The 25499-nt window shown below is 70.9% G+C and carries 22 protein-coding genes; 11 read left to right on the top strand and 11 right to left on the bottom strand.

The features are described from left to right. Positions 1-8: 8 nt before the first annotated feature. The 3 genes from D7W82_RS12085 to D7W82_RS12075 all read right to left on the bottom strand — a co-directional run bounded on the left by D7W82_RS12085 (position 9) and on the right by D7W82_RS12075 (position 5298). Positions 9-3389: an ATP-binding protein gene (locus D7W82_RS12085; RefSeq protein ID WP_233587438.1), complete on the bottom strand. Its 3381-nt coding sequence runs from the start codon at positions 3387-3389 to the stop codon at positions 9-11. 197 nt (positions 3390-3586) lie between these two features. Beyond that, positions 3587-4201 carry a DedA family protein gene (locus tag D7W82_RS12080; RefSeq protein WP_120618484.1) on the bottom strand — a complete coding sequence of 205 codons (615 nt, stop codon included), beginning with the start codon at positions 4199-4201 and terminating at the stop codon, positions 3587-3589. 14 nt (positions 4202-4215) lie between these two features. After that, positions 4216-5298 (bottom strand): AI-2E family transporter, encoded by a 1083-nt coding sequence (locus D7W82_RS12075; protein WP_120618483.1) that lies wholly within the window; start codon positions 5296-5298, stop codon positions 4216-4218. A 416-nt stretch (positions 5299-5714) separates the two neighbouring features. Between D7W82_RS12075 and D7W82_RS12070 the strand changes: the two genes are divergently transcribed. Continuing rightward, complete coding sequence (locus D7W82_RS12070) at positions 5715-6236, top strand: hypothetical protein (RefSeq protein ID WP_120618482.1); 522 nt, start codon at positions 5715-5717, stop codon at positions 6234-6236. A gap of 41 nt (positions 6237-6277) precedes the next feature. Further along, positions 6278-8344 carry a S9 family peptidase gene (locus tag D7W82_RS12065; protein ID WP_120618481.1) on the top strand — a complete coding sequence of 689 codons (2067 nt, stop codon included), beginning with the start codon at positions 6278-6280 and terminating at the stop codon, positions 8342-8344. A gap of 456 nt (positions 8345-8800) precedes the next feature. Here the strand turns inward: D7W82_RS12065 and D7W82_RS12060 are convergent, their stop codons facing one another. From D7W82_RS12060 to D7W82_RS12050, 3 genes are all read right to left on the bottom strand, one after another. After that, positions 8801-9394, bottom strand: a complete 594-nt coding sequence (locus D7W82_RS12060) for a GNAT family N-acetyltransferase (protein WP_120618480.1) — start codon at positions 9392-9394, stop codon at positions 8801-8803. Positions 9395-9518: 124 nt separating this feature from the next. Continuing rightward, a complete protein-coding gene (locus D7W82_RS12055) occupies positions 9519-10820 on the bottom strand; it encodes an OmpA family protein (protein ID WP_120618479.1) in 1302 nt (433 codons plus the stop codon). A gap of 33 nt (positions 10821-10853) precedes the next feature. Further along, positions 10854-11216: a DUF4398 domain-containing protein gene (locus D7W82_RS12050; protein ID WP_120618478.1), complete on the bottom strand. Its 363-nt coding sequence runs from the start codon at positions 11214-11216 to the stop codon at positions 10854-10856. A gap of 220 nt (positions 11217-11436) precedes the next feature. On the opposite strand from D7W82_RS12050, the gene D7W82_RS12045 reads away from it, so the two are divergent. The 4 genes from D7W82_RS12045 to D7W82_RS12030 all read left to right on the top strand — a co-directional run bounded on the left by D7W82_RS12045 (position 11437) and on the right by D7W82_RS12030 (position 14169). Continuing rightward, a complete protein-coding gene (locus D7W82_RS12045) occupies positions 11437-12321 on the top strand; it encodes a 5'-3' exonuclease H3TH domain-containing protein (RefSeq protein WP_120618477.1) in 885 nt (294 codons plus the stop codon). 7 nt (positions 12322-12328) lie between these two features. Then, positions 12329-12769, top strand: a complete 441-nt coding sequence (locus D7W82_RS12040; protein ID WP_120618476.1) for a group II truncated hemoglobin — start codon at positions 12329-12331, stop codon at positions 12767-12769. A gap of 40 nt (positions 12770-12809) precedes the next feature. Then, positions 12810-13607, top strand: coding sequence for a hypothetical protein (locus D7W82_RS12035; protein ID WP_120618475.1), 798 nt, complete (start codon positions 12810-12812; stop codon positions 13605-13607). An 82-nt stretch (positions 13608-13689) separates the two neighbouring features. Further along, positions 13690-14169: a DUF4126 family protein gene (locus D7W82_RS12030; protein ID WP_120618474.1), complete on the top strand. Its 480-nt coding sequence runs from the start codon at positions 13690-13692 to the stop codon at positions 14167-14169. A gap of 15 nt (positions 14170-14184) precedes the next feature. Here the strand turns inward: D7W82_RS12030 and D7W82_RS12025 are convergent, their stop codons facing one another. Continuing rightward, positions 14185-15036: a hypothetical protein gene (locus D7W82_RS12025; RefSeq protein ID WP_120618473.1), complete on the bottom strand. Its 852-nt coding sequence runs from the start codon at positions 15034-15036 to the stop codon at positions 14185-14187. Between the two features lie 129 nt (positions 15037-15165). Between D7W82_RS12025 and D7W82_RS12020 the strand changes: the two genes are divergently transcribed. The 4 genes from D7W82_RS12020 (at position 15166) to D7W82_RS12005 (ending at position 20857) form a co-directional block, all read left to right on the top strand. Beyond that, positions 15166-15885 carry a sterol desaturase family protein gene (locus D7W82_RS12020; RefSeq protein WP_120618472.1) on the top strand — a complete coding sequence of 240 codons (720 nt, stop codon included), beginning with the start codon at positions 15166-15168 and terminating at the stop codon, positions 15883-15885. 47 nt (positions 15886-15932) lie between these two features. Further along, the gene (locus D7W82_RS12015; protein WP_120618471.1) at positions 15933-17729 is read left to right on the top strand and encodes an amidase; all 1797 of its coding nucleotides are present in this window, start codon (positions 15933-15935) and stop codon (positions 17727-17729) included. A 144-nt stretch (positions 17730-17873) separates the two neighbouring features. After that, positions 17874-19640, top strand: coding sequence for a glycoside hydrolase family 88 protein (locus D7W82_RS12010; protein ID WP_120618470.1), 1767 nt, complete (start codon positions 17874-17876; stop codon positions 19638-19640). Between the two features lie 86 nt (positions 19641-19726). Continuing rightward, positions 19727-20857: a spore photoproduct lyase family protein gene (locus D7W82_RS12005; protein WP_199727729.1), complete on the top strand. Its 1131-nt coding sequence runs from the start codon at positions 19727-19729 to the stop codon at positions 20855-20857. A 248-nt stretch (positions 20858-21105) separates the two neighbouring features. Here the strand turns inward: D7W82_RS12005 and D7W82_RS12000 are convergent, their stop codons facing one another. Both D7W82_RS12000 and D7W82_RS11995 read right to left on the bottom strand, forming a co-directional pair. After that, the gene (locus D7W82_RS12000; protein ID WP_120618469.1) at positions 21106-21426 is read right to left on the bottom strand and encodes a hypothetical protein; all 321 of its coding nucleotides are present in this window, start codon (positions 21424-21426) and stop codon (positions 21106-21108) included. Further along, positions 21423-22979, bottom strand: a complete 1557-nt coding sequence (locus D7W82_RS11995) for an alpha/beta hydrolase-fold protein (protein WP_233587437.1) — start codon at positions 22977-22979, stop codon at positions 21423-21425. The genes D7W82_RS12000 and D7W82_RS11995 overlap by 4 nt, the downstream gene beginning before the upstream one ends. A 213-nt stretch (positions 22980-23192) precedes the next feature. Between D7W82_RS11995 and D7W82_RS11990 the strand changes: the two genes are divergently transcribed. Further along, a complete protein-coding gene (locus D7W82_RS11990; protein WP_014400460.1) occupies positions 23193-23396 on the top strand; it encodes a hypothetical protein in 204 nt (67 codons plus the stop codon). 105 nt (positions 23397-23501) lie between these two features. Here the strand turns inward: D7W82_RS11990 and D7W82_RS11985 are convergent, their stop codons facing one another. Both D7W82_RS11985 and D7W82_RS40500 read right to left on the bottom strand, forming a co-directional pair. Next, on the bottom strand, positions 23502-24878 hold the full coding sequence (locus D7W82_RS11985) for a hypothetical protein (RefSeq protein ID WP_120618467.1): 1377 nt from the start codon (positions 24876-24878) through the stop codon (positions 23502-23504). Between the two features lie 224 nt (positions 24879-25102). Continuing rightward, the coding region (locus D7W82_RS40500; RefSeq protein WP_158617638.1) for a hypothetical protein at positions 25103-25499 on the bottom strand (397 nt) is incomplete at its 5' end.

Genomic DNA, 25499 nt, shown 5'->3' with positions numbered 1-25499 from the left:
CGCGCGCTTCAGGCCTGGATCCGCGGAGGCAGCGGCAGGTCGATGATGAAGGCGGCGCCCTGGCCGGGGGCGCTCTTCAGGACCAGCTTGCCCTGGTGGCCCTCGACGATCTGCCTGGCGATGAAGAGGCCCAGCCCCAGGCCGTGCACGGAGCGGGGCGGGCCGCCGCGCTCGAAGCGCTCGAAGACGCGGTCCTGGTGTTCGGGCGGGATGCCCGGGCCGCCGTCCGACACGTAGAGGATGAGCCGGTCGCCGTGCTTCCTGATGCCGATGCCGAGCGCCGTGCCCGGCGCGTACTTGATGGCGTTGGACACCAGGTTCGTCAGCACCTGCTGCATGCGCGAGCGGTCCCACCACACGCGCAGGTCCAGCTCCGCCCGCAGCTGCAGGATGCAGTGGGCCTGCTCCATCTGCTCGCGGAAGATGTCGAGGACCTCGTGCACCAGCTCCATCGGGTCGCTCTCCTCCATGTGGAGGTCGAGCTTTCCCGCGCGGATGCGTGAGACGTCCAGCAGCTCGTCCACCAGCCGCGACAGCCGCTCCACCTGCCGCAGCGCGGACTCCACCGCCAACCGGAGCTTCTCCGGCGTGGGGGGATCGCTGCGCGTGGGGGACAGGCGCCGGCGTGTCATCTCCAGGTGCAGCAGCAGCGCGGTGACGGGCGTCTTCAGCTCGTGGGACGCCACGCCCAGGAAGGTGTCGCGCGAGGTGAGCGCGTGCTGGAGGTCTCGCGTGAGGGCCTCCAGTTGCTGGCGCGCGTGGGAGCGCTCGCTGACCTCCTGCACGGCGACGAGCAGCCCCTGGATGTGGCCCTCGCCGTCGCGCTGGGCGTGGATGTCCACGTCCAGGATGAGCTCCCTGAGGCCGCCCTGGCCGTCCGGCTGGCGGGCCGGGACCTCGCGGCCCACGAAGGGCTCGCCGGTGCGGTAGACGCGCTCCAGGTGCTGGAGCAGCACGCCGTGGCCCCCGACGGGCTGCGCGTCGCGCGCGGGCCGGCCCAGCATGTCCCGGCCCATCAGGTTCGCGAACAGGGGGTTGATGACCGTGAAGAGGAGGTCCGGGCCTGACATCACGCACATGGCCGCGGGGGCCTGCATGAAGAAGTCGGACAGCTGCCGCCGGGCCCGCCCCAGCTGGAGCTGGCTGTCCACGCGCGCCAGCAGCTCGCGCGCGGAGAAGGGCTTCACCAGGTAGTCGTCCGCGCCGGCCTGGAGCCCCTCGATGCGGGCCTCCTCGCCCGCGCGCGCCGACAGCATGATGAAGGGGATGCCGTGCGTGCGCGCGTCGCCGCGCAGCTTGTGGAGCAGCCCGAAGCCGTCCAGCCGGGGCATCATCACGTCGCTGAGGAGGAGGTCCGGCTTCGCTTCGAGCGCCGCCTCGAAGGCCGCCTCGCCGTCCGCCACCGTGCGCACGTCCCAATGGGCAGACAGCAGGCCGCTCACGTACCCGCGCATGTCCGCGTTGTCGTCCGCGACGAGGATGCGCCCGCGCCTCGTGGACAGCGCGAACCCCGCGCCCGTGTTGCCCAGCACGGTGGTTTCGACGGGAGCCCGCATCGGCTCGGCACCCGGTGGCGGGAGGGGCTCCGGCGCATCCGGCAGCCAGCGCAGGGCCTCCTCGCTGAAGGCGGACCCCAGCTTGCCCGCGTGCGGGAGCCCTCCATCCTCCTGGACCTGTTCAGCGGGCAGGTGCGCGCGGCCCAGCGGCAGCTCCACGAAGAAGGTGCTGCCCTCGCCCTCCACGCTGTGGACGCTCAACGCGCCGCCGTGCAGCTTCACCAGCTCCTGGATGAGCGCCAGGCCAATGCCGGTGCCCTCATGCGTGCGCCCGCGCGAGGACTCCACGCGGTGGAAGCGCTCGAACACGCGCGGCAGCTCCGCCTCCGGGATGCCGGTGCCGGTGTCCCGCACGGTGAGCCGCACCCGCGTCCCCTCGCGCTGAAGCCGCACGGTGACGCCGCCGTGGAGCGTGAACTTGAACGCGTTGGAGAGCAGGTTGAGGACAACCTTCTCCCACATGTCCCGGTCCACGTAGACGGGCTCGCCCACGTCCTGCGCGTCCACGGTGTACTGGAGCCCCGCCTTCTCCATGGCGGAGCGGAAGACGCTGGCCAGGTCCTCGGTGAGCCGCGCCAGGTCCGTGGGGTGGAAGCTCGCCTTCACCCGGCCCGCCTCGATGCGCGAGAAGTCCAGCAGCGAGTTGACCAGCTTCAGCAGGCGCAGCGCGTTGCGGTGGGTGAGCTCCTGGCGCGCGCGCTGCGCTGGCGGCAGGGGCTCTGACGTGTCCGCGAGCGACTCCTCCAGCGGGCCCAGGATGAGCGTGAGCGGCGTGCGGAACTCATGCGACACGTTGGAGAAGAACGCCGTCTTCGCCCGGTCGATGGCCGCCAGCGCCTCCGCGCGCTGCGCCTCCGCCTCGTAGGTGCGCACGCTGACGACGGCGTTGGTGACCGTGGCCTGGAGCTGCTCGTAGAAGTTGCGGTAGGCGTCATCCATCGCGCGGCGGGGGCTCACGCCGGCCACCAGGTAGCCGAAGGGCTCCGCCATGCCGGCCGGGTGGATGGGCAGCACGCGCGCGTGCGCGGGCGGCTCCTCGTACGGCCCCAGCGTCAGGCCCGCGTCCAGCGGCGCGCGCGGCACGTCCACCGAGCCCACCGGGCCCACCGAGTCCACCGAGCCCGCGGCGGCGAAGGGCCAGGGCCCGTCCAGCCCCGCCTCCACCGGGCTCCACGCGGTGCCCGGGGGCAGGCCCATGCCGCCCACCCACTGGACGCGGGGAGCCGCTTCGTCGCGGCGGTAGAAGAGGAGGAAGGGCACGTCGAGCGCGGCGTCCGGCTGCAACCGCGGCAGCGCGGCGCCGATGTCCTCCAACGTCTTCACCTTGCCCAGCAGGGCGGACAGCTCGCGCAGCGTCTGCGTGCGCCGCGCGCTGAGCATCTTGTCCGTCACCTCCGTGATGGGGTGGAAGAGGCCGCCCACGCCCCCGGATTCGTCGCGGATGGGGCTGAAGGAGAAGGTCATGAAGGCCTCCTCCAGGTAGCCGTACCGGTCCAGGAACATGCGCTGGTTCTCGATGTAGGAGCCCGTGCCCGTGCCCGCCTTCTCGAACACGCCGCCCACCACCGGCAGCGCCGTGGCCCAGCAGTCGCGGAAGCGCTGGCCCATGGACTCCGGGTGCTTCGCGCCGCAGATGGGCCGGTAGCTGTCGTTGTAGAGCTGCACGCGCTCCGGCCCCCACGCGATGAGGATGGGGAAGGTGGAGGACAGGCACAGGCTGACCGTCGTACGCAGGCTCTGCGGCCAGGTCTCCACCGGCCCGAGCGGCGTCTTCGACCAGTCCATGGAGCGGATCAACCGGCCCATCTCCCCGCCGCCGGACAGCCAGTCCATGCCTCCTTCCGCGGACGACACCGCAGTGGAACCGGCCTGGGAGGGACTGGGGGGAGTCATGAAGTCTCGGATGTTCGTCCAGGGAAACCGTTGGGTTGATAGCGGATTCGCGCGGCGCGCGCCGGGACATCCAGAGCAAGTGTGAGCTTGCTTGCTTCAGCCTCGGGTGGAGTGGCGGGGACCGCCGTCCCCGGACTTCAGGGGGACGGGCGGGGCTGCCGCTTCTCGCGGGCATGCCGCACGGCGAGTACGACGAGCAACGCGGCCACGCCGGCCAGCGTGACGAAGTGCTCCACGCGGCCCACGCCCTTCGCCACGCGGTCCACGCTCGCGGAGCCCAGGTAGCCCAGCGTCACCACCAGGGGCGAGCTCACGCACAGCGCCAGCCCGTCCCAGAGGAGGAAGCGGCGAAAGGGCATGCCCTCCGCGGCGGCCATGGCGAACACGGGCACGCGCAGCACGGACATGAACCGGCCCACGAAGACGACCCGGGAGCCGTGCTTCGCGTACAGCCCCTGGATGCGCTCGCGGCGCTCGGGGGGGAACAGGCGGCGGGTGCGCGGGTGCGTGTAGAGCGCCTGCCCCAGCCGGCGCGCCGTGAGGAAGAGCACGGTGTCCCCGCACAGAACGCCCGCGAAGCACAGCGCGATGGCCACGGGCAGCGGCATCGCGCCCCGGTGCGAGAGCACGCCCGCCGCCAGCTGCACCAGGTCCTCCGGGAACGGCAGCCCCAACCCTCCCGCCACGAGCACGGCGAAGAGCAGCGGGCCCGAGCCGTGCGTCAACAGGAGCTGGAGCGGCGAGTCGGTCATCGGGGCCTGGCCCGTCAGGGCTCTGGGAGCACGGCCCCGGCGCGGCGCTCCTGACGGAAGAGGAGGACCTCCCGGACGATGATCTGCACGGTGGCCGCCACGGGCACGGCCACCACCGCGCCCACGATGCCCGCCAGCTCCACGCAGAAGAGGACCGCGAGCAGGGTGACGAGCGGGTTGACGTGCACGGTGCGCTTGAACACGAGCGGCGCCATCACGTTGCCCTCCAGCTGGCCGTAGAGGAGGAAGTAGATGAACACCGCCAGCGCCTTCCACAGGCCGCCGGTCGCCAGCGTGAGCAGCGTGATGATGCCGCCCGCGATGATGGGCCCCGCGTAGGGCACCAGGCTGGAGAAGCCGCTGGCCACGCCCAGCGGCAGGTAGAAGGGCATGCCCAGCACCGCCAGCATGGTGGTGGTGAGCGTGGCGTTGATGGCGCAGATGAGGGTGATGCCGGACAGGTAGCCGCCCGTCGCGGTGTACACGTTGCGCAGCACGCGCACGTAGCGCAGCCGGTGGTCGGGGCGGGCCAGGTCCAGCAGGCGCTTGAGCACGCCGCCGCCGAACACCAGCATGAACACCACCAGGAAGAAGACGGTGATGACGCCGCCCAGCAGGCCCACCACGCCGCCAATGGCGCTCATCAGGAGTTCGGGCAGCGGCCCGGCGAGCGCGGGCGTGGCCTCCTCCAGCCGTTCGTTCCAGCCCAGGCTGTGCAGCCGCTGGTTGAGCGCGCGCAGGATGCCGGTGCCGCGCATCTGCTTCCACAGGTGCGGCCACTGCGTCACCAGCGCGTCCACCTGCTCCACCAGGTCCGGAATCACCAGCAGGCCCAGCGCGACGACAGCCACGAACAGCCCGAACAGCACCACGGCAATGGCCAGCCACCGCTTGAAGCCGCGCTTCTCCAGCCGCGACACGCCGTGCTCCAGCGACAGCGCGATGAGCGCCGCCATGCCGGTGAGCGTGAGCGCCACGCGCGTCTTGGCGATGAGCACCACCAGGGCCATCACGCCCAGCACCGCGAAGCACACGGTGAACACCGTGCGGGGCGACACCTGGGACTTCGTCTGCGGCGGGACGACGGGCTCGGACACCGGTGGGGCTCCCCAGGGCGGGCCACCGGCTTCGGGCCCCATGTCCTGCGGATGCGTCATCCCGCGCCCGGCGGCAACCACTGTTGGCAGCCAATTGCGCGCCCCGGGGCCGGGCCTCGCCCAAGCGTCATGCGGGTGACACCCGGCGTTCGCGAAGAGGCTCTGCCGGACGCAATCACCGGCCGCGTGGTTCGTCACCCCGGCAGCCCCGGAATGGCCGGGCTGGCCGCCAGGCCGTCCGTCCCCCCGAGCACGGTTGCGCGTCCGCCACGCGACGGCGCCGCGCTCGGGCGTCCTGCACCTGACGCGCCGGGACGTCGCGGAAAAAGGGGACAGCACGGTTTGCCGGGCCCGAGCGTCAGACGGGGATGGGAACCTTCGTGGGAAGGGACTTTCGCGGGCCGGGAGAGGACACCATGAAAAAGATGGGTGAGCAGGAGCTGGAAGGGGTGCGGCGGGAGGCCCTGGAGACCGAGGCCCGGTGGCGCGGGCTGGCGGCGAAGCTGGCGGAGCTGGGCGGCGAGGAGATGGACGCGCAGCTCTTGGTGACGTTCCGGAGCGCGCGGGACGCGGGCGCGGTGCCGCCGGACGCGGGCTTCTTCCTGGTGGCGCACATCCTCACGGCGATGGCGGACGAGGCCATCGCGGAGGATCCGCGCGTGCGGATGCGGGCGCGCGAGCTGGACGCGATGGAGCGCGACTACGGCCTCACCGGCGAGGGCTGGCCGGAGGGGGAGCTTCCACCGGAGGACTGGGAGGCCTTGTGCGTGGAGTACGAGCGGGCCTGTGACGAGGCGCGCGCCGCGTTCTTCCGTGCGTACGGAGAGGAGGAGATGTCGCGGCTGTACCTGGATCAGCGCGTGACGTTCCACCACCGCTTCGAGAGCGGGCGGCGCTTCTTCCACGGGCTGCCCATGTTGCCCACGCAGCTGCACTGAGCGGCAGGTCCGCTAGACTCCGCCCTTTCGGGAGGCGGCGGATGCGAGCGGCAAGCCTGGCTGTGGCGGTGGGGTGTTGGGTGTGGGGCGCGCTGGCGTCCGGAGCGGCGCCCGCGCCCGCGCCCGCGCGGGTGGAGGCCAGCGCGACGTACGACGCGCTCCAGCGCCTGGTGCGCATCCGCGAGGTGTCGCTGTCGCCGGACGGCACGCGGGTGGCCTGGGCGGAGTCGGTGCCGGGGACCGCGGAGGCCGCGAGGCTCCAGGTGCGGGAGCTGGCGCATCCGGAGCGGGCGCCGGTGCGCGTCACCGCGTCGAAGGACGGCGCGCCGTGCGCGGAGGGCTCGCTGTCGTGGAGCCCGGACGGCCGTCAGCTCGCGTTCCTCTCCACCGCGGGCGAGGGCCGGGCGAAGCAGCTCTACGTGGCGGACGCGTCCGGGACGGGCGGGCCCGCGCGGCGGCTCACCACGGTGAAGGGCGTGCTGGCGGCGCCGAAGTGGTCGCCGGACGGGAGGTCCGTGGGGCTGCTCGTCATCGAGGGCGCGGAGGACGCGCTGGGGCCCCGGGGGCCCGCGGCGCGGGAGACGGGCGTGGTGCAGACGTCCCCACCGGTGAAGCGCTTCGCGGTGGTGACGGTGGAGGACGCGCGGCTGCGGCCGGTGTCGCCCGCGGCCCTGTTCATCCACGAGTACGCGTGGAGTCCGGACGGCGCCCGGGTGGCGGTGACGGCCTCGAAGCCGCCAGGGGATGCGAACTGGTGGAGCGCGCGGGTGTACGCGGTGGAGGCGGGGACGGGGGAGACGTCGCTCTTGCACACGCCCCGGTGGCAGGTGGCGGAGCCCGCGTGGAGTCCGGACGGCCGGCAGCTCGCGTTCATCGAGGGGCTGATGAGCGACGAGGGCAACACGGGCGGGGACGTGCTCGTGGTGTCGGTGCCGGAGCGGCTGGCGGCGAAGGTGCGGTTCGGGGAGAAGGCGGAGCTGCCCGCGAAGGTGCCGCCCGCGCGGAACGTGACGGAGGGGCTGAAGGCGACGGCCACGGACCTCTTCTGGCCCACGGCGGAGCGGCTGGTGTTCGTGGCGCAGGCGCAGGGCGAGGCCGCGCTGATGGCGGTGGCGCCGCGCGGTGGAGGGGTGACGACGCTGTGGAGGGGCCCGGAGCACGTGACGGTGTCGCTGGGGAAGGACGGCGTGACGAGCGCGGTGGTGCGCGACTCCATCACCCAGGCGCCGGAGCTGTGGACGGGGCGGGTGGGGGCGTGGAAGCAGGTGACGCGCCTCAACGCGGACGTGCGCGTGACGGTGGGCGACGTGCGCAGCGTGACGTGGGCGCGCGACGGGCAGCCGGTGCAGGGCTGGCTGGTGTTGCCGGTGCCGGACGCGTCCGGGCGCAAGGCGCCCATGGTGACGGTGGTGCACGGAGGGCCGGCGGCGGGAGTGCTGGCGGGGTTCAGTCCGCAGACGGTCTTGTTCACGGCGAGGGGCTACGCGGTGTTCATGCCGAACCCGCGAGGCAGCTACGGCCAGGGTGCGGCGTTCGTGCAGGCGAACCGCCGCGACTTCGGCTTCGGGGACTTCAACGACGTGCTGGCGGGGCTGGACGCGGTGCTGGCGTCAGCGCCGGTGGACCCGGCGCGGCAGGGCATCACGGGGTGGAGCTACGGCGGCTTCCTGACGATGTGGGCGGTGACGCGGACACAGCGCTTCCAGGCGGCGGTGGCGGGCGCGGGCATCGCGAACTGGCAGAGCTACTACGGCACGAACCACATCGACTCATGGATGCTGCCGTACTTCGGAGCGTCGGTGTACGACGAGCCGGAGGTGTACACGCGCTCCTCGCCCATCAACGGCGTGAAGCAGGTGAAGGCGCCCACGCTGGTGCTGCACGGTGAAAGGGACCTGGAGGTGCCCGCGTCGCAGGGCTACGAGTTCCACAAGGCGCTGAAGACGCTGGGCGTGAAGACCCAGCTGGTCATCTACGCGGACGAGGGCCACAGCCTGCGCAAGCCCGAGCACCAGAAGGACCGGCTGCTCCGGACACTGGACTGGTTCGACGCGAACCTGCCGGCGGGGACCGAGTCGAAGCCGAAGGTGCGGGCACCGGCGCGGTGAGTCTTCGGACACGAAGGCCGTCCCACTGGATGAGAAGGTAAGGACCCAGAGGAGCCACCCTGTCAGCGCGAATCACGAAAACCTGTCCGACAGTCGGACAGGTTCGGAGCGCCACGGCAGGGGGCCGCAGTTCCGCCCGAGCAGCACGAACCTGTCCGACAGTCGGACAGGTTGGAAGGACCGTGGCTGGGAGGGGCCCTGTTCCACCTGGACATCGGAAACCTGTCCGACAGTCGGACAGGTTTTGACTCAGCATCAGGCGGGAGGTGGGTAGGGGGGGAGTTCGGGGAACAGGTCAGGGACTGTGGAGGCCGGATTCGGCGGGGGCCACGAGTGAGGTGCGCACGTGGTTGCGCCACTGACCGTTGATCAATTTTGTCGATATTGACGGTTAAGCCTCGAATGGGCGGCTCTTTTGAGCCCCATATCTCCAATATCGACAAAATTGGTGGAGGGTCAGGGGCCGCCGCGGAGGCCGGGCTCGGCGGGGGCCACGAGCGAATTGAGCACCTGGTCGCGCCACTGGCCGTTGATGAGGAGGAAGTCGCGGGCGTAGCCCTCGGGGATGAAGCCCAGGCGGCGGAGGACGGCGGCGCTGCGCAGGTTCTCTGGCAGGTGGCTGGCCTGGAGCCGGTGCAGGCCCATGGCGCTGAAGGCGAAGTCGCAGAAGGCGCGGAGGGCCTCGGTCATCAGGCCCTTGCCCTCGTGGCGATGATCCAGGCCATAGCCCAGGTCCGCGGCCTGGAGCGGCCCCCGGCGGATGTGGGCGAGCGTGGCGTTGCCGATGACGGGCGCGAGCGCGAGGGGCTGGCCCTTGGGGAGGAGGAAGACGCGAAGGGATATGTCGTGGCGGAAGTCCTCGCGGTCCTGGGCCAGCCGCGTGCGCCAGTAGGCCATGGAGAAGAAGGTCGCCGGGCGCGCCGGGGACACCGGGCCCAGGTGGTCCTTGTTGGCCACGTGGTACGCCAGCACTCGCTCCGCCGCGTCGGGCGGCAGCAGCATCAGGTGAAGGCGCTCAGTGGTGAGCAGGACGGGCGACTTGTCGATCATGGCGGAGGCTGACTTCAAGGGTAACGCGCTCTCACGGGACGTGCGCGCCTGAAGCGCGGATGAAGAAAAAGGTCCTCACTCGCACGGAGTGAGGACCTTCATGCTCAAGAAGCACAGGCGTGCGTTACTGCCCGTGGTCCATGGGCTGCTGGGGCACCTGCTCCTTCGCGGCACCGTTACCCGTGCCCTGCTCGGGCTGCGGGCTCTGGTGGTCCACTCCCGCGCCGTGCGGCTTCGCATCCGTGCCGCTGCCTCCCGTGCCTCCCGGCTGCGCGTTCTGGCCCTGTTCCTCGTTGCCCTGGACCGGCGGCTGCGCTCCGCTGCCTCCCACGCCGCCGCTTCGCGACGGCTGCGCTCCGGCCACGTTGCGCTCCACCACGATCTCCACGCGGCGGTTGTTCGCGCGCCCCTCCGCCGTGCCGTTCGACGCCACCGGCCGGTTCTCACCCATGCCTCGGACCTGGATGCGGTCCTGCGGGACGCCCTGGTTCACCAGGAAGTTCCGCACGCTCTCCGCCCGGCGCTCCGACAGCTGGTCGTTGTAGTCCTCCGTGCCTCGCGAGTCCGTGTGGCCTTCGATGAGCAACGGGTTCTTCGACTCCTTCAGCGCCGTCGCCACCTCCGACAGCCGGTCGCGCGCCGCGGGCAACAGCTCCGTCGCGTTCGTCGCGAACAGCACGCTGCCCGACAACGTCACCACCGTGCCGCGCGCCTCCTCCCGCACCTTCACGTTCTCATCCTGAAGCCGCGTCAGCGCCTGCGACGCGCGCTGCTCCGCCTGGAGCCGCGCCTGCCGCTCCTGCTCCAACTCCTGCGTGCGCTGCTGGAGCTGCTGGTTCAGCTCGGCCAGCCGCTGCGCCTCCGCCTGCTGCTGCTCCATGCGCCGCTGCATCTCCGCTTCCATCTGCTGACGCTGCTGCGCATCCGCCGCGCGCAGGCGATCCGCCTCCGCCTGGCGCTGGGCGTCCAGCTGCTGCCGCTGCGCTTCGAACTGCTGGCGCTGCTGCTCATACTGCTGACGCTGGGCTTCGTACCTCGCGCGCTCCTCCTCCTGCTGGCGCGTGAGGTGCTGCGCGCGCGCTTCCTGCTGCTCACGCAGGGACGCCTCCGCCTGCGCCCGCTGCTGCGCGGCCAGGTCCGCCTCGCCGCGCGCCGAGGCGATCTCCGCCTTGCGCAGGGCTACGTACGCCAGCGAGCGCGTCTTCACCGAACTCTCGCTCTCCGCGTACTCGCTCTCCGCCTCCTGCAGGGCCGCCCGGGCCGCCGCCACGTCCGCGGGGCGCTCGCGGCCCTCGGGGCTCGTGGACACGTCTCGGTACGCCTGGCGCGCCGCGGTCAACTCACTGGGCGGTGGACCGTGCGCACACCCCACCGAGAGCGCCGTGACTCCCGCGACCGCCAACCATCCAAGTTTCCAACGCTGCATGACTCGCTCCTCACAAGGCTAGAGGTGGGGGACTCATTGACGGCTGCGGAGGGACTCGGCCTGCTCGGAAGCCCGCCGCGCCTCGTTCTTCAGGGGCACCGCGCGCGCCAACGCCGACGCCAGGTCCGCGTCCGCGGCCGCCTGACGGAACCGCAGCTCCGCGGCCTCCTGCTCACCCTCCTGGATCAGCCGCTCACCGTCGGCGATCTGCTGACGCGCGAACTGCAGATGCCGGGCGGCCTCGGGCACGTTCGGCGCCTGCGAGTTCTCCGCCGAGCGGAGCGCCGCTTCCGCCTGGACGCGCTGCTGATGGGTGGACGTAGCAATCACCTGCTTGCCTGCACAGCCAAGGGCCGCGACGCAGAGCAGGGCGGCGGCGAACAGCTTCGGGCGCATGGATCACCTCATGCCGGTGGAATGCTGGGACGCTCCGGCGCGGCCCAGAGGGAGTTGGTTTGGAAAATGGGCGGTGCCCGGCCAGTCGGCATCGGCGACCTGTCCCCACCAGACACGCTGGCCAAGGGGGTTGACAGGCGTCGTGTAGGGAACGAGGCGCACAGGCCACGGCACGCACGGGCTGCTGGCCGTGCGGCGGGAGGGACGCTAGAGGGGGAACATGCGCCTGCACCTCGTGGACGGCACGTATGAGCTGTACCGGGCCCACTTCTCGCCCCGGCCGGGCACCACCGCGCCGGACGGACGGGACGTGAAGGCCACTGCCGGTGTGATGGACTCCCTGCTCGCCCTCCTGCACGACGAGCAGGAGGCCGTGACGCACGTCGCGGTCGCGTTCGACAATCCCATCCGCTCGTTCCGCAACGCGCTGTTCGCTGGTTACAAGGGAGACGAGGGCGTGCCGCCGGAGCTGCGCGCGCAGTTCGACCTGGTGGAGGAGGCCGTCTCAGCGCTGGGCGTGCGCGTCTGGTCCATGAAGGACCAGGAGGCGGACGACGCGCTGGCCACCGGGGCGGCGCGCTGGGCGGGCGAGGTGGAGCAGGTGCGGCTGCTCACGCCGGACAAGGACCTGGGCCAGTGCGTGCGCGGCCAGCGCGTGGTGCAGGTGGACCGGCGGCAGCAGAAGGTCGTGGACGCGGACGGGGTGAAGGCGAAGCTGGGCGTGGCGCCACAGAGCGTCCCGGACCTGCTGGCGCTGATGGGCGACGACGCGGACGGCATCCCGGGGCTGCCGGGCTTCGGGGCGAAGGGCGCGGCGGCGGTGCTCCAGGCCTATGGGAAGCTGGAGTCCATCCCGGACAACGCGGCGGAGTGGACGGTGAAGGTGCGGGGCGCGGACAAGCTGGCGGCGACGCTGAAGGCGCACCGCGAGGACGCGCGGCTGTACCGCACGCTGGCCACGTTGGTGGAGGACGCGCCGCTGCCGGGCACCGCGTCGCTCGCGGACCTGGAGTGGAAGGGCGTGCCGGAAGCGCGCTTCAAGGCGTTCTGTGAAGGATTGGGATTGAAGAGCCTCCAGCGCCGGCCAAGGCGCTGGGCGGCATGAGGAAGCCATGAGCATGGAATTGAAGCCCCCGCCGTCGGACGGCTGGGTCCCCACGCTGGACGACACCCCCTTCACCCGCATGGGCGGCGAGGAGCCCGTCCACGCGCTGGCGGAGGCCTTCTACGACGTGATGGACGCGGAGGAGCCCGCGCTCGCCGCCATCCACGAGCTGGACGCCGAGGGCAAGGTGAACCGGGGCACGCGCCAGCGCTTCGGCATGTTCCTGGTGGGCTGGCTGGGCGGCCCGCAGCACTACAGCGCGACGCACGGCCACCCCCGGCTGCGCATGCGCCACGGACATCTGCCGGTGGACACGGCGATGCGGGACGCGTGGCTGCGGTGCATGCAGAAGGCCATGGACAGGCGGGGCATCACCGGCGGCCTGCGAAGCTTCCTGGATGACCGCTTCGCCCAGGTGGCGGACTTCCTCCGCAACACGGAAGGATGAGGTTCACGCGGGTGTCCCCGGCGCGGCATAGACTCGCCGTATGAGCACGCAGCTCCAGCCGTCCCCCGTCACTCCGCACGTCGATGAGCTGGTGCCCCTGTTCGAGGAGGCCTTGAGGACGGAGGGCTCCTCGCGTGCCCTCAAGGCCGGATACCTCAACGCCATCATCGCCCGGTGGGGCCAGACGGAGGACCCGGCGACGCTCGCGCCCGCGTTGCACGCGCTGCTGGCGAAGGAGGGCGTGAAGCAGCTGGTGGACGAGCAGGGGACGCCCGTCAGCGCCGCCGCGACGCAGGCGCTGCTGGCCATGTCCTATCCGCATCCGCTGGAGGTCTCCCCGGAGCACCTGGAGGCGCTGCGCAAGCACTCCGAGCCGTCCGTGCCGCCCGCGCCCAAGGGCTGGATCCTCACGGTGCTGGTCGTGGCGACCCTGATTCAAGCCGTCTACTTCTTCCTGGCGGATGACATGCGGCACCTGTTCGGGGGCACCGCTGAGCAACTGGCGGGAGAATCCGGCCTGGCACTCCCAGGAGGCGGGGCCGGCTTCTTCGACAGGCTGGAGAAGGTGGCATGGCGGCCCGTGCGGCCCCTGGTGCCCTGGGTGCAGGTCGTTGGAGCCGCGGTCCTCTATTTCTTCTCCACCACCCTGGCGACGAAGGCATGGGAGCGCACCCTGGCCCGGCGCGGCTTCATCGGGCTGGGCGTGCTGGGCCTCGGGGTGGGCGTGCTCCCCATGCACGTGGATGAGAACTGCGGAACACTGGTGGCCGCGCTGGGCGCGCTGCTCGCGGGCTGGATGTTGCGCTCGCCCAAGCCGTCCACGCCGCCGGCCGCCTGAGTGCCCGCTCGCCAGACCGTGGCCGGACGGACGCCGCGCCCCCACCCTCCAGTTTTCACCACCTGGCTGGGGGTTGGGAACCATGCGAACGAACAATGAAATCTGGACCGCCGCGGGCTTCGGCGTCCTCGCCGGGATGCGCAGCATGTCCGCGCCCGCGTTCCTCTCGCGCGAGCTGTCGCGCAAGCCGACGCGCGCGTTGAAGCGGGCCCTGCCGGGCCTCACGTCGAAGAAGGTGTCCCAGCGCCTGGGCCTCATGGCGCTCGGTGAGCTGGTGGGGGACAAGAACCCCAGGACGCCCGCGCGCACCGCCTTGCCGGTCCTGACGGGCCGCATCCTCTCCGGGGCCATCACCGGCGCCGCGGTGTCACGCAAGCGCAAGGGAGCGCGGATTGGCTTCGCCCTCGTCGGCGCCGCCGCCGCCTTCGCCTCCAGCTATGTCTTCTATGGCTTCCGCCGCCTCCTGACGCAGAAGCTGCGCGTGCCGAACGTGGCCGCGGGCCTGGTCGAGGACGGCCTCGCGCTGGCCCTGGGCTCCCGCCTCACCCAGGCGCTGCGTTAGGCGTTGCCCCGTGGCTCACCCCAGCGCCTTGCCGGGGGTGAGCCGCGCCTCCAGCCGCGCCAGCACCGCATGCTCCGCCCGAGCCCGCTCCGCCAGGGGCGCGAAGAGCAGCCGCGAGCGCAGGCCCATGCCTTCCGTCAACTCGAACTGGCGCAGGTCCTCCGGCAGCGCGAGCAGCACCTCGCCCAACGGCCGCACCCGGTGCAGCTGGTACGAACCCGCCGCCTCCAGCGCGCGCACCACGTCCGCCACGGGCTCCGCGCGGGCCATGGCCTTGCGTGACTGCTCCTCGTACCGCAGGCCCGCCTCCACCCGCTCCTCCAGGTCCGCGAGCACCGCCGCCGACGTGCGCTGCGCCTCCTTCACCAGCCGCAGCGGATCCAACGCCCGCTCCACGCGCCTTCGCACCGCCGGAGACAGCGCCCGGGCCCGGCCCTCCACGCGCGACAGCACCGCGTCGCGGTAGCTCGCCGCGAAGCAGACCACGAACAGCGCCTCCTCCAGCGGCGCACGCTCCCGCCCGGCCAGCCCCTCCGCCAGCGAGCACAATCCCTCTCCCGTGAGCACGTACCGGCGCCCCCGGGGCAGCCCCTTCACGGGCGCGCTGGTGCTCGACTCCGCGTGGCCCCCGCGCACCAGCCGCTCCAGCGTCCGCCGCACCTGCGTCAGGTCGATGTCCTGCGAGGGCCGGGTGACGTCGTGCTCGACCCAGTTGGTGAACAGCAGGAAGTAGAAGCGCACGTCCGACACGCGGAAGCCGCCCGCGCGAGCCCCGGCCCCGTGCGCCGCCAGCAGCGCCGCCTGCACGAAGGTGGCCTGCGTGTCGATGTAACCCAACCGCGCCGTCAGGGTGCTGTTCCGAGCCATGGCCAGCAGGATGCCAGCCCCCGTTCCTCCCGTCCCATTCCTCCCAGGTGACAATGTCCGCTGGAACGAAAGACATCTCCGGGGACATCATTCGTATGAGGGGCAGCCCGAAATCACGGAAGGATTTCCATGCTGCCCTGGCTCGTCCTCATCGCCGGTCTCTGCTTTCTCATGGAGCAGCTGTCCCTGGGGTGGAAGCTGCCCCGCGTGCGCGGTTGGCACCTGCGGGTGGTGCTCATCAACCTGGCGCAGGTGGGCGTGGTGGTGCTGGGCGGCTACACCTGGGACCGGTGGTTCTCCGCGCACTCGGTCTTCCACCTGTCCCGGCACGTGAACCCGGTGGTGGGCGGGGTGCTGGCCTATCTCATCGCCACGTTCGTCTTCTACTGGTGGCACCGCGCCCGGCACGAGAGCGACGTGCTCTGGCGGTTCTTCCACCAGATTCACCACAGCCCGCAGCGGCTGGAGGTCATCACCAGCTTCTACAAGCACCCGCTGGAGATGACGGCCAACAGCCTCATTGGCGGGCTGCTCGTCTACACGGTGCTGGGGTTGAGCCCGGCGGCGGGCGCCATCTACACGGCCTGCTGCGCGCTGGGCGAATACTTCTACCACACCAACATCCGCACCCCGCGCTGGGTGGGCTGGTTCTTCCAGCGGCCGGAGATGCACCGCATCCACCACGAGTACGGCAAGCACAAGAACAACTACGGCGACCTGCCCATCTGGGACATGTTGTTCGGCACCTACGAGAACCCCGCCACCTGGGGCGCCGCGTGTGGCTTCGACGACGCGAAGGAGCAGCGGCTGGGGGACATGCTCGCCTTCCGCGACGTGCACCGCTCGTAGGCGGTGGCACACTGGCGCCCCCTTCGCTTCATCCGTGAGGTCGCGCCATGAGCAGCTCGCGTCGGCAGTTCCTGACCCACACCGTGATTGGACTCGCGAGCACCGCCGTCTCCGCGGCGCCGGACGCGGGCACGTCCGCCCCGCCCGCGGGTGCGCCGCCCACCTTCGGCGCGGGCCCCACGGTGGGGCCGGAGGTGAGCCCCACCACCTTCGCGGAGGCCGAAAAGCTGATGCAAGTGCAGCTCACGCCCGCCGAGCGCACCCAGGCCGCCGGCAACTGGCGCGTGTCCCTGGCCCCGCTGCACGAGCGCCGCACCGGCCCGCGCAAACTCGCGCTGGAGCCCACGCTGTCACCCGCCTCGCAGTGGAACCCGTCGCTGCCGGGGCTCAAACCCACCGCGCCCGCGAAGGAGCGATTCGTGCGCAGCCGCGACGCGAAGGTGCCGCTGCCCGCGAAGGAGGAGGACATCGCCTTCGCGCCGCTCACGCAGCTGTCGCGCTGGGTGCGGTCGCGCGCCATCACGTCCGAGCGGCTCACGCAGCTCTATCTCTCCCGGCTGAAGCGCCATGACCCCAGGCTCCAGTGCGTCATCACGCTGACGGAGGAATTGGCGCTCCAGCAGGCCCGGCAGGCGGACAAGGACCTCGCCGCGGGCCGCTACAAGGGTCCGCTGCACGGCATCCCCTGGGGAGCGAAGGACCTGGTGGACACCGCGGGCATCCGCACCACCTACGGCGCCGAGCCGTTCCGCGACCGGGTCCCCACCACGGACGCCGCCGCGGTGGAGCGGCTGCACCGCGCGGGCGCCGTGCTGGTGGCGAAGCTCAGCCTGGGCGCGCTCGCGCTCAACGACATCTGGTTCGGCGGCGAGACGAAGAACCCGTGGCTGTTGGAAGAAGGCTCCTCGGGCAGCAGCGCGGGGCCGGGCGCGGCGACGGCCGCGGGGCTCGTGGGCTTCTCCCTGGGCAGCGAGACGGGCGGCAGCATCGTGTCGCCGTCCATGCGCTGCGGCATCACCGGCCTGCGCCCCACCTATGGCCGCGTGCCGCGCACGGGCGCGATGACGCTGTGCTGGTCGCTGGACAAGCTGGGGCCCATGACGCGTGGGGTGGAGGACTCGCTGCTGGTGCTCGCCGCGCTCCACGGCGCGGACGCGGGCGACGTGGCGAGCGTGTCCGCGAAGCTGGACTTCGACGCGAACGCGCCCGTGAAGGGCCTGCGCGTGGGCTACGTGCCCGCGTGGATGAAGGAGAGCCCCGCCACGGACGTGGACCGCGCGGCGCTGGAGACGCTCCAGGGGCTGGGCCTGACGCCGGTGGAGGTGCAGTTCCCGGACTGGCCGTACTCCGCCCTCAACGTCATCCTCTTCGCGGAGGCCGCCGCCGCCTTCGAGGAGCTCACGCTCAGCCACGGCGTGGACGCGCTGAAGATGCAGACGCCCGACGCGTGGCCCAACCTCTTCCGCCAGTCCCGCTTCCTGTCCGCGGTGGACTTCGTCCAGGCGGACCGGCTGCGCCGCAAGGTGGCCCAGGAGATGGCGCGCATCATGTCGCGGGTGGACGTGCTGCTCGTGCCTTCGCTGCGCGACGAAGCCCTCACCATCACCAACCACACGGGCCACCCGTCGCTCACGCTGCGCACCGGCTTCGTGGAGGTGTCCAAGGCCCGCAGCGACTGGGCCCCGGACCCCAGGCGCCCCATGCCCACCTTCGCCACCCCGCGCCGCGTCCCGCACGGCGTGACGCTCATCGGCCAGCTCTTCGACGAAGGAACCCTGGGCCGCGTGGGCATCGCCCTGGAGCGGGCCTCCGGCGTCGCCGGGGAGCGCCCCCCCGGCTTCTAGCCACCCCAAGCCCCTGGGTCGGATAGGGCACAGCCCGTCCCTTCAGCGAGGCCGGGGGGACGGCCAGCCTGCGTCCTCGCGGCCACTGGTCCCCGGGGTGGCACACCGACACCTTCCTCGCCGGTCATGTGCAGGGGAGGGTGTATGGGATTGAAAAAGCCGGGAGTGAAGTTGTGGTGGATGATGGCGTTGCTGGTGGCGCCGGTGGCGAATGCCTTCACGGATGCGGACGCGGTGCGCGTGTTCACGTTCGCCAGGGCGCAGCTCGCGGACACGGTCCTGGAGATGCCCAACGTGAACCGCTCACCCAAGGCATCCCTGTCCAACGGGACGTGGACCACGGTGGCCAACACGGACCACATCGCTTGGACGCAGGGCTTCTTCCCCGGGAGCATGTGGTACATGTTCCAGGTCGCCAACGAGCCCTACTGGCGCGACCGCGCGGACCTGTGGACGCGCCCCCTGGAGGGCCAGAAGACCAACACGGAGACGCACGACCTGGGCTTCAAGATGTACAACAGCTACGGCAATGCCTGGCGGCTCACCGGCAATCCCTACTACCGGGACGTGCTGCTCACCTCCGCCGCGTCGCTGGCCACGCGCTACAACAGCACCGTGGGCATCATTGATTGTTGTGATTGGAACCCGGACTGGAACATCCCGCTCGTCACCGACACGATGATGAACATCGAGCTGCTGCTCTGGGGCGCTCAGAACGGCGGCCCCGCCGAGTGGCGCACCATGGCGGTGAACCACGCGCTCCGGACGCTCCAGGACGCGGTGCGCACCAATGGCAGCTCGTTCCACTACGTGGACTACAACAACAATGGCACCATCCGTTCGCGGGGCACCTACCAGGGCTACTCCACCACCTCCACCTGGGCGCGCGGGCAGGCGTGGCTCATCTACGGCTTCACGATGGTGTACCGCTACACGCAGGACCCGCGCTTCCTCACCGCGGCCCGCCGGGTGACGGACTACTACCTGGCGAACCTGCCCGCGGACAGCGTGCCCAACTGGGACTTCAACGCGCCCAGCCAGTCCAAGGACTCCTCCGCCGCGGCCGTCACCGCGTCCGCCCTGCTGGAGCTGAGCACCCTGGAGACGGACGCCACCCGGCGCACCACCTACCGCAACGCCGCGCTGGCCATGCTCGACTCGCTGGCGTCGCCCGCGTACCTGGCGCAGGGCACCAACAGCCCGGGCATCTTGCTGCACGGCGTGGGCAACTACCGGACGGGCCAGGAGGTCAACGTCAGCCTCATCTACGGCGACTACTATTTCATCGAGGCGCTGCTGCGCTTCAACCCGCGCCCCAACTACCCCTGGTACTCGAAGCGGACGCTGCCGCGCGGTCAGCACCTGCTGGGCACCACCAACACGGGCACCCGCATCGTGGAGTTCGACCTCACCCCGTTGGCGGACAACCTGGGCGGCGGCGTGGTGGGCTGGACGGACAGCTCCACGGAGGTGACAGCCTTCAACCGGCTGAACATGGCGCTGCGCATGAGCGAGGACGGCATCTTCCAGGTGCGCAACGGCGCGGGCTACTCGTGGATCCGCCGGGTGCCGTACGTGCGCGGCCAGACGTACCACTTCCGCATGAACGTGGACCTGCTCGCCAAGCGCTACTCCGTCTGGGTGACGCCACCGGGGGCCGCGGAGGTGCAGCTCGTGGACCGGGCCGCGTTCCGGGCGGATGGGCCGCCCATCGACGACCTGGGCCGCGTCGCGGTCATCTCCACCGTGACGGACAGCGACTTCCGCGTGAACAACCACCGCGTCTACGCGCCCACCGCGAGCGTGGCGGCCGCGATGGAGAAGCGGGCCCCGCTGCCTGACGCGCTGTTGAAGCAGCTGGACGCGCCGGCCCCCGTCACCACGGGCCCCGCGGTTCCGTCCGAACGCTGACAGCAGGCCCCTGCCCGGTGGCCCGCCCGACGTCAGGGTGGGCCACCGCGGGTGCATGGGAGACGGAACGCGGTTACACACGCCGGGTGACGAACCTGGACCTCTTCCGCCCGGAACCCACCCCGCGCCCGGCCACCGTCCCGGCGGGCCCCGGCCCGCTCGACCGGCTGCTGAAGGTGTCGCGCATCTACCTGGAGCCCGCCGTGCGGGAGCATGCGCGCGGCCGGGAGATCCTCGCCAGGTATCCGGACGCGGAGCGGGTGGAGGTGGCCTCGCACCAGCACATCCCCGGCCTCTTCGGCAACGAAGGCAACGTGGAGGCCTGGAACCGCATCAAGGGCAGCACCCTGGTGCTGGGCGTGAAGAAGACGCTGTCCTTCATCGCCAACGACCGCAGCTCGGACTTCATCGCGCCCTCCACGGCGAACGGCTGCGTGATGGCGTGCGCGTACTGCTACGTGCCGCGCAACAAGGGCTACGCAAACCCTGTCACGGTGTTCGTGAACATCGACCGCCTCCAGGAGGCCCTCCGCAAGCACGCGCACAAGCGCGGGCCCAAGCTGGAGCCCAACACGGTGGACCCCCACGCGTGGGTCTATGACATTGGCTGCAACAGCGACTGCTCCGCGGACGCGGCCATCAGCGACAACGTGCGGGACCTGGTGCGGCTGTTCACCACGCTGCCCAACGCCAAGGCCAGCTTCGCCACCAAGCTGGTCAACCGCGAGCTGCTCACCTACGCGCCGCAGGGCAGGACGCGCATCCGCTTCAGCCTGATGCCGCACGCGCTGGCGAAGCTGCTGGACGTGCGCACCAGCCCCATCGCGGAGCGCATCGCCGCCATCGACGACTTCGTGGCCGCCGGCTACGAGGTGCACCTCAACTTCTCCCCCGTCATCCTCCACGAGGGCTGGCAGGACGCCTACGTGGAGCTGTTCCAGCAGGTGGACGCCGGCATCGGCGAGCGGGCGAAGGCGCAGCTGGCGTGTGAGATCATCTTCCTCACGCACAACGCGGGCCTGCACGAGGTGAACCTGGGCTGGCACCCGAAGGCGGAGGAGCTGCTGTGGCGGCCCGAAATCCAGGAGACGAAGGTGTCCCAGGGCGGCGGCGTCAACGTGCGCTACCGCACCGGCTTCAAGGGCCGCCACGTGGCGGAGTTCCAGGCCCTGCTCGCCAGGCACCTGCCGTACTGCCGTGTGCGCTACGCCTTCTAGGGTTGGCGCTGCGGCTGCAATATCCAGGAGCAGGTGGTGTCCGAGTCGACGTACTGCCCGGACCTCTCTCCCGTGGACAACACCACCGGCTTGGCCGCCCCCGCATCGGCAGTCGGGGCCACCGCTGACGTTGAGGTGCACGAGGGTCGGGTCCGCGAGCGCCGCCGTGTAGGCGCGCGAGGGATGTGACAGCCAGTCCTCCGTGTCGGGGTCCGGTGACGTCAATTCGTTGAAGGGGTTCGGGCGGCTCACAGGTCCTGGAACCAGGCGGCGTAGGGCGTGTTCCGCACGAGGCGCCGGTTGAGGTCCGGCGTGCCGTCCGTCCACCACGGCGCGCCCCGCTCTCCCAGGCCCACCTTGGCGCGGTGCACGCGAGCCCTCGCCCGGCGCTCCAGGGCCGCGTCCTTCGTTCGCTTCGCCCGGCCCACGTCGGCGCGGGCCCGCATCAGCGCGGCCACCAGCAGCTCCCGCTGACGGGGCCCGAGCGCCGGATTGGAGCGGCGCCACAGCCGCCCGTCCACCACCAGGTAGCGTCCATCCGGGGTGGTGGGGGGCGGCGGCTTCGTCACTTCTTCACGGGGTACAGGAAGCGCAGGAGGTCACCGAAGCGCGCGCTCCACGCGGCCTCGTTGTGCTGGCCTCCCTCCACCTCCGTGTACTTGAGGTCGTCGTCCAGCACCCAGCCCCTGGCCACCAGCGCGTCGCGCAGCGCCTGCGCATCCGCCACCGTCTCCGCCTCTTCGCCGTCGCCTTCCTGGGTGCCGATGTCCTCCCAGATGCGCAGCGCGGGCTTCGCGGTGAGCGCGTTCACCTGCGAGACAATCTCCCGGTCCGCCCACCACACCGACGGCGACACCACACCCAGCCGGGTGAAGACGTCCGGGTGCTTGAGCCCCAGCGACATGGACACGAGCCCGCCCAGCGACGAGCCCGCGAGCCCCGTGAACTCCGCCTCCGGCTTCGTGCGGAACTCCGCGTCGATGCGCGGCTTCAGCTCCTGGATGAGGAACTGACCGTACGCGTCCGCGCGGCCCGCGTCCGGGTACCGCGGCGGGAAGGGCACGGGCGTGTACTCCGCGATGCGGTCGCTCGTGTTGTAGACGCCCACGATGATGAGCGGCTCCACCGCACCGGACTCCACCAGCGCCTGCGCCGTCTCGTCCACGTTCCACTCCCCGGCGAACGCGGTGCTGACGTCCATCAGGTTCTGGCCGTCGTGCATGTAGAGCACCGGGTAGCGGCGCGTGGGGTCCGCCTCATAGCCGGGCGGCAGCCAGATGATGACGTCGCGCGGCTTGAGCGTGGCGTCCTGGGGCACGACGTTGCGCAGGTAGCGCACGTCGCCGGTGAGCGGCGGGGGCGGCGGCGGCGTGGTCAGGTCCGCCCAGCCCTTCACCGCCACGGGCACGCGCTCGAAGCCGCCGCCGGTGGTGAAGGTGTGGTTGGCCACCTCCGCGCCCGTTTCGCTCTTCTCCACCGTCTCCCACGAGCCGCGCGTCACCTTGAACTCCAGACCCGTGCCGGCCGCGAACGCGACGGCGCCGGCGTAGGCGTTGTCCACGGCCGGGTAGAGCTCCACCTCCGCGCCATTCCAGTTCCCCAGTTCCGGCTGGTTTCCGGACAGCCACACCCTGGCCCCGGCCGGTGTGATGTCCGGGACCTGGACGATGAACACGGTCCTCGCGCCTGTCTGCCCCCCCTCGGCGCCGAAGCGCTCCACCGTGAGGGCGACACGCTCCTCGTTCTCACGGGCAGTGACGGTGTGGTCCGCCTCCGGTGCCCCCTGGGCATCCAGCGCCACCTGGGGCGTGGGCGCCGTCATCCGCACCGCGTAGGTGAAGGCGGTGCCCTTGGGCAGCCGGGCCTTCAGGCTGAACTGACGGCCGCCCTGGTAGACCAGCTCCAGGCCCCGCCCGTCCGTGCCGCTGAACGTGGCGGTGGGGCCCTGGAGGAAGAGCTCCGCGTCCACCGGCGTCTCCGGCGGGACGGTGAGGTCGAACTGGACGTCGGAGTAGAGCTGCTCGGTGGGCTTCGGCTCGTCGGAGGGACAGCCCCAGAGGACCGTCAACGCCAGGGCGAGCAGCAGGGTGGGCCGTGAGGGCCGCGAGGACGACAAAGACATGGATGGGTGGGCCTCCGGGGGCGGGAACACAAGCCCCTCGTGAAGACGCACCCTAGCAGCGCGTTCCGACACCCATCACTGGGGCCCGGATGCCCCGGAGTGGACATCCCGCGGGGCTGCCCCTTGGCAGTTGGTGGACAGTGCCTACCTTGCGGCGCGCACGGGGACAGGCGGGTCGCATCCCGCCCCCCTCAAGCGAAGGAGTCACACCGAATGAAGAAGCTGACGCTGCTGGCCTTGACGCTGAGCGCCCTGTCCGTGGGCACGGGCTGCCACCGCAACACCCGTGAGTCCGCCAAGGACGACATGGAGCAGGCGGGCGACAAGGTGAAGGACACGGCCGAGGACGCCGCCGACGCCACGGGCGACGCCGCGGAGAAGGCCGGCGACAAGATCGAGGACGCGACCGACAACTAGCCGTCCGCCGCATCCGTGCGGAAGAAACAGGCACCCCGGACGCCGGCCCCTTCACGGCGCCGGCCTCCGGGGTGTTGTCATGCATCGCGGATCAGTCGTGCGCGGCTAGAAGCCTGCCGCGAAGTCCAAGATGCTCCAGATCAGGCTGAGCTGGTGGGACGTGCCCTGCGTCGTGCCGTAATCCGAGACGGTCCTGCCCGGCAGCGCGGGAATCTGGGGGCAGGTCAGCTGGCCGTGGATGGCCTGGGCGTAGCCGTTGGTGACGAGGGCGCTCGCGAAGGTGGAAGTGGAGGGAATCGTCACCTGGCCCGACGTGCTGACCGTGTTGTAGGCGCTGGTGTTCGAGAACGAGACGCCGATGGCGTCCGCGTCGAAGGCGTTGTTCCCGGTGATGACCTGGTTGATGGTCGGCGCGTTGACGTTCACGCGCCAGGTCCCTGCTTCACGCGCGGTGGCCACGCCGCTGATGGTCGTCCGGCCGGAGACGCGGCCCATGTGGTCGAAGCGGGCCTGGCACGGCGAGGTGCAGGGAATGCTGACAGGGAAGGGGAAGCGTACCGGGAACACCCCGCCCGGCCGGTGGATGATGAAGTCCCACCAGTAGAAGTAGATGCGGCGCGAGCACCGCAGTCCCAGCGACAGCTGGCTGGAGCCGGTGACCGTCCGGTTGAGGGTCGGGCCCATGGGGATGGCGTTGGCGCTCAGCGTGTGCTTCGCGCCCGGCCCGTTCCAGCCGTAGATGCTGCGGCCGGAGGTCGACACGAGGATGGACTGGGTGGTGGTGGGCGTGCGCGTCGTCGTGGTCGTCCAGCCGCAGGCGCACGGACCGATGATGGGGTACCACCAGTACCACTGCTGGACGTAGACCATGGCCTCGCCGCGCAGGTGCGGGAAGTCCTTGGACACCTCCTTCACCAGGTCGTACTCGCCCTGGCCAAACTTCGCGTCGAGCTCCGTGAGGACGGCGTCCAGCTCGCTGCTCACGTGCACGACGTCCTTCTCCGACGTGACGCCCTTGGACACGGTGAGGCTGCACTCCTTTTCGGTCGCGCAGTCCAGGTTCACGTCATAGGGCTGGATGGCCAGCGGCTGGCCCTTCGGGTCCTCCAGCACCAGCTTCTGCGCCCAGCCCGTCTCCCAGGGCTTGTCCAGCGCGCCGAAGAGCTTCACCTGGGAGATTCCGCCCGCCTTGGGCGTCACGTCCGCGCCCGCGGTGGCGCTGTCCTTGCCGTCATAGGAGACGAGCTTCGAGGACGGGGGCAGGTCGTCCTGCCGGTCCGTCCACAGGATGCTCGCGGTCAGCTCCCCATCCACCAGCGCCACGTCGAGCACGGTGGCGATGTTCGGGCGGAGCTCCTGCGGATCCGCGGCGTGGGCCGGCGCGCCCACCAGCAGGCCTCCGAGCGCGAAGGAGGAGACGGTCAGCGAGCGCAGCCAGGACGGCACGAGGCCGGACAGGCCTCGCATGGAATGTTGGGGCATGTGGCAATCCCTTACGGGGAATGGGGGTCCGCCCTCCGGCACCAGAAGGCCGGAGGGCGGTTTCCCGTCAGAGCAGGTCCCGTGCCAGGGATGACATCATGTCTGTCATTGATGCTGGTTTCGGAGGGAATGCGTGGTTTTCCACGATGTTTCCGAAAACGTTGCTTGCGCTGGGAATGTGTCCCTTTGCGCTACGGCGGCCCCGCCGGGTGTAGCGCGGAGGGCTACAGGATGCTGAAGAAGTCCTGGACGCTCTTCTCCATGGAATCCACCTCATTCTCTGGGAGCGTATAGGTGGACTGGATGTCAAAGGCGCGGCCAATGGGACTCAGGCCTCCGCCCGGGCACACCGCGACGCCCTGCACGGCGATGGCGTAGTTGCCCTGTGCCCGGCCGTACGGCTGCCAGGTGTTGGCGTTGCCGTTGTAGGCGTGGAAGGCCTCGCCGGACGTCTGCACGTAGCCGGAGCCGCTGCCCGCGTTGTACGTGGCAATCCCCCTGTCGAATTCCTGGTCGCCGGTGGGCGCGTAGCGGGTCTCGTTCAGCAGTGGGCTCAGGCCATTGCCCAGGTGGTACTTGCTCTGCTCCATGGCCGACGCGTTGGGGATGGTGGGCGGGGGG

Source organism: Corallococcus sp. CA049B (genome assembly GCF_003611685.1).
GTDB classification, from domain to species: Bacteria; Myxococcota; Myxococcia; order Myxococcales; family Myxococcaceae; genus Corallococcus; species Corallococcus coralloides.
This window is presented reverse-complemented; position numbering and strand designations above follow the sequence as displayed.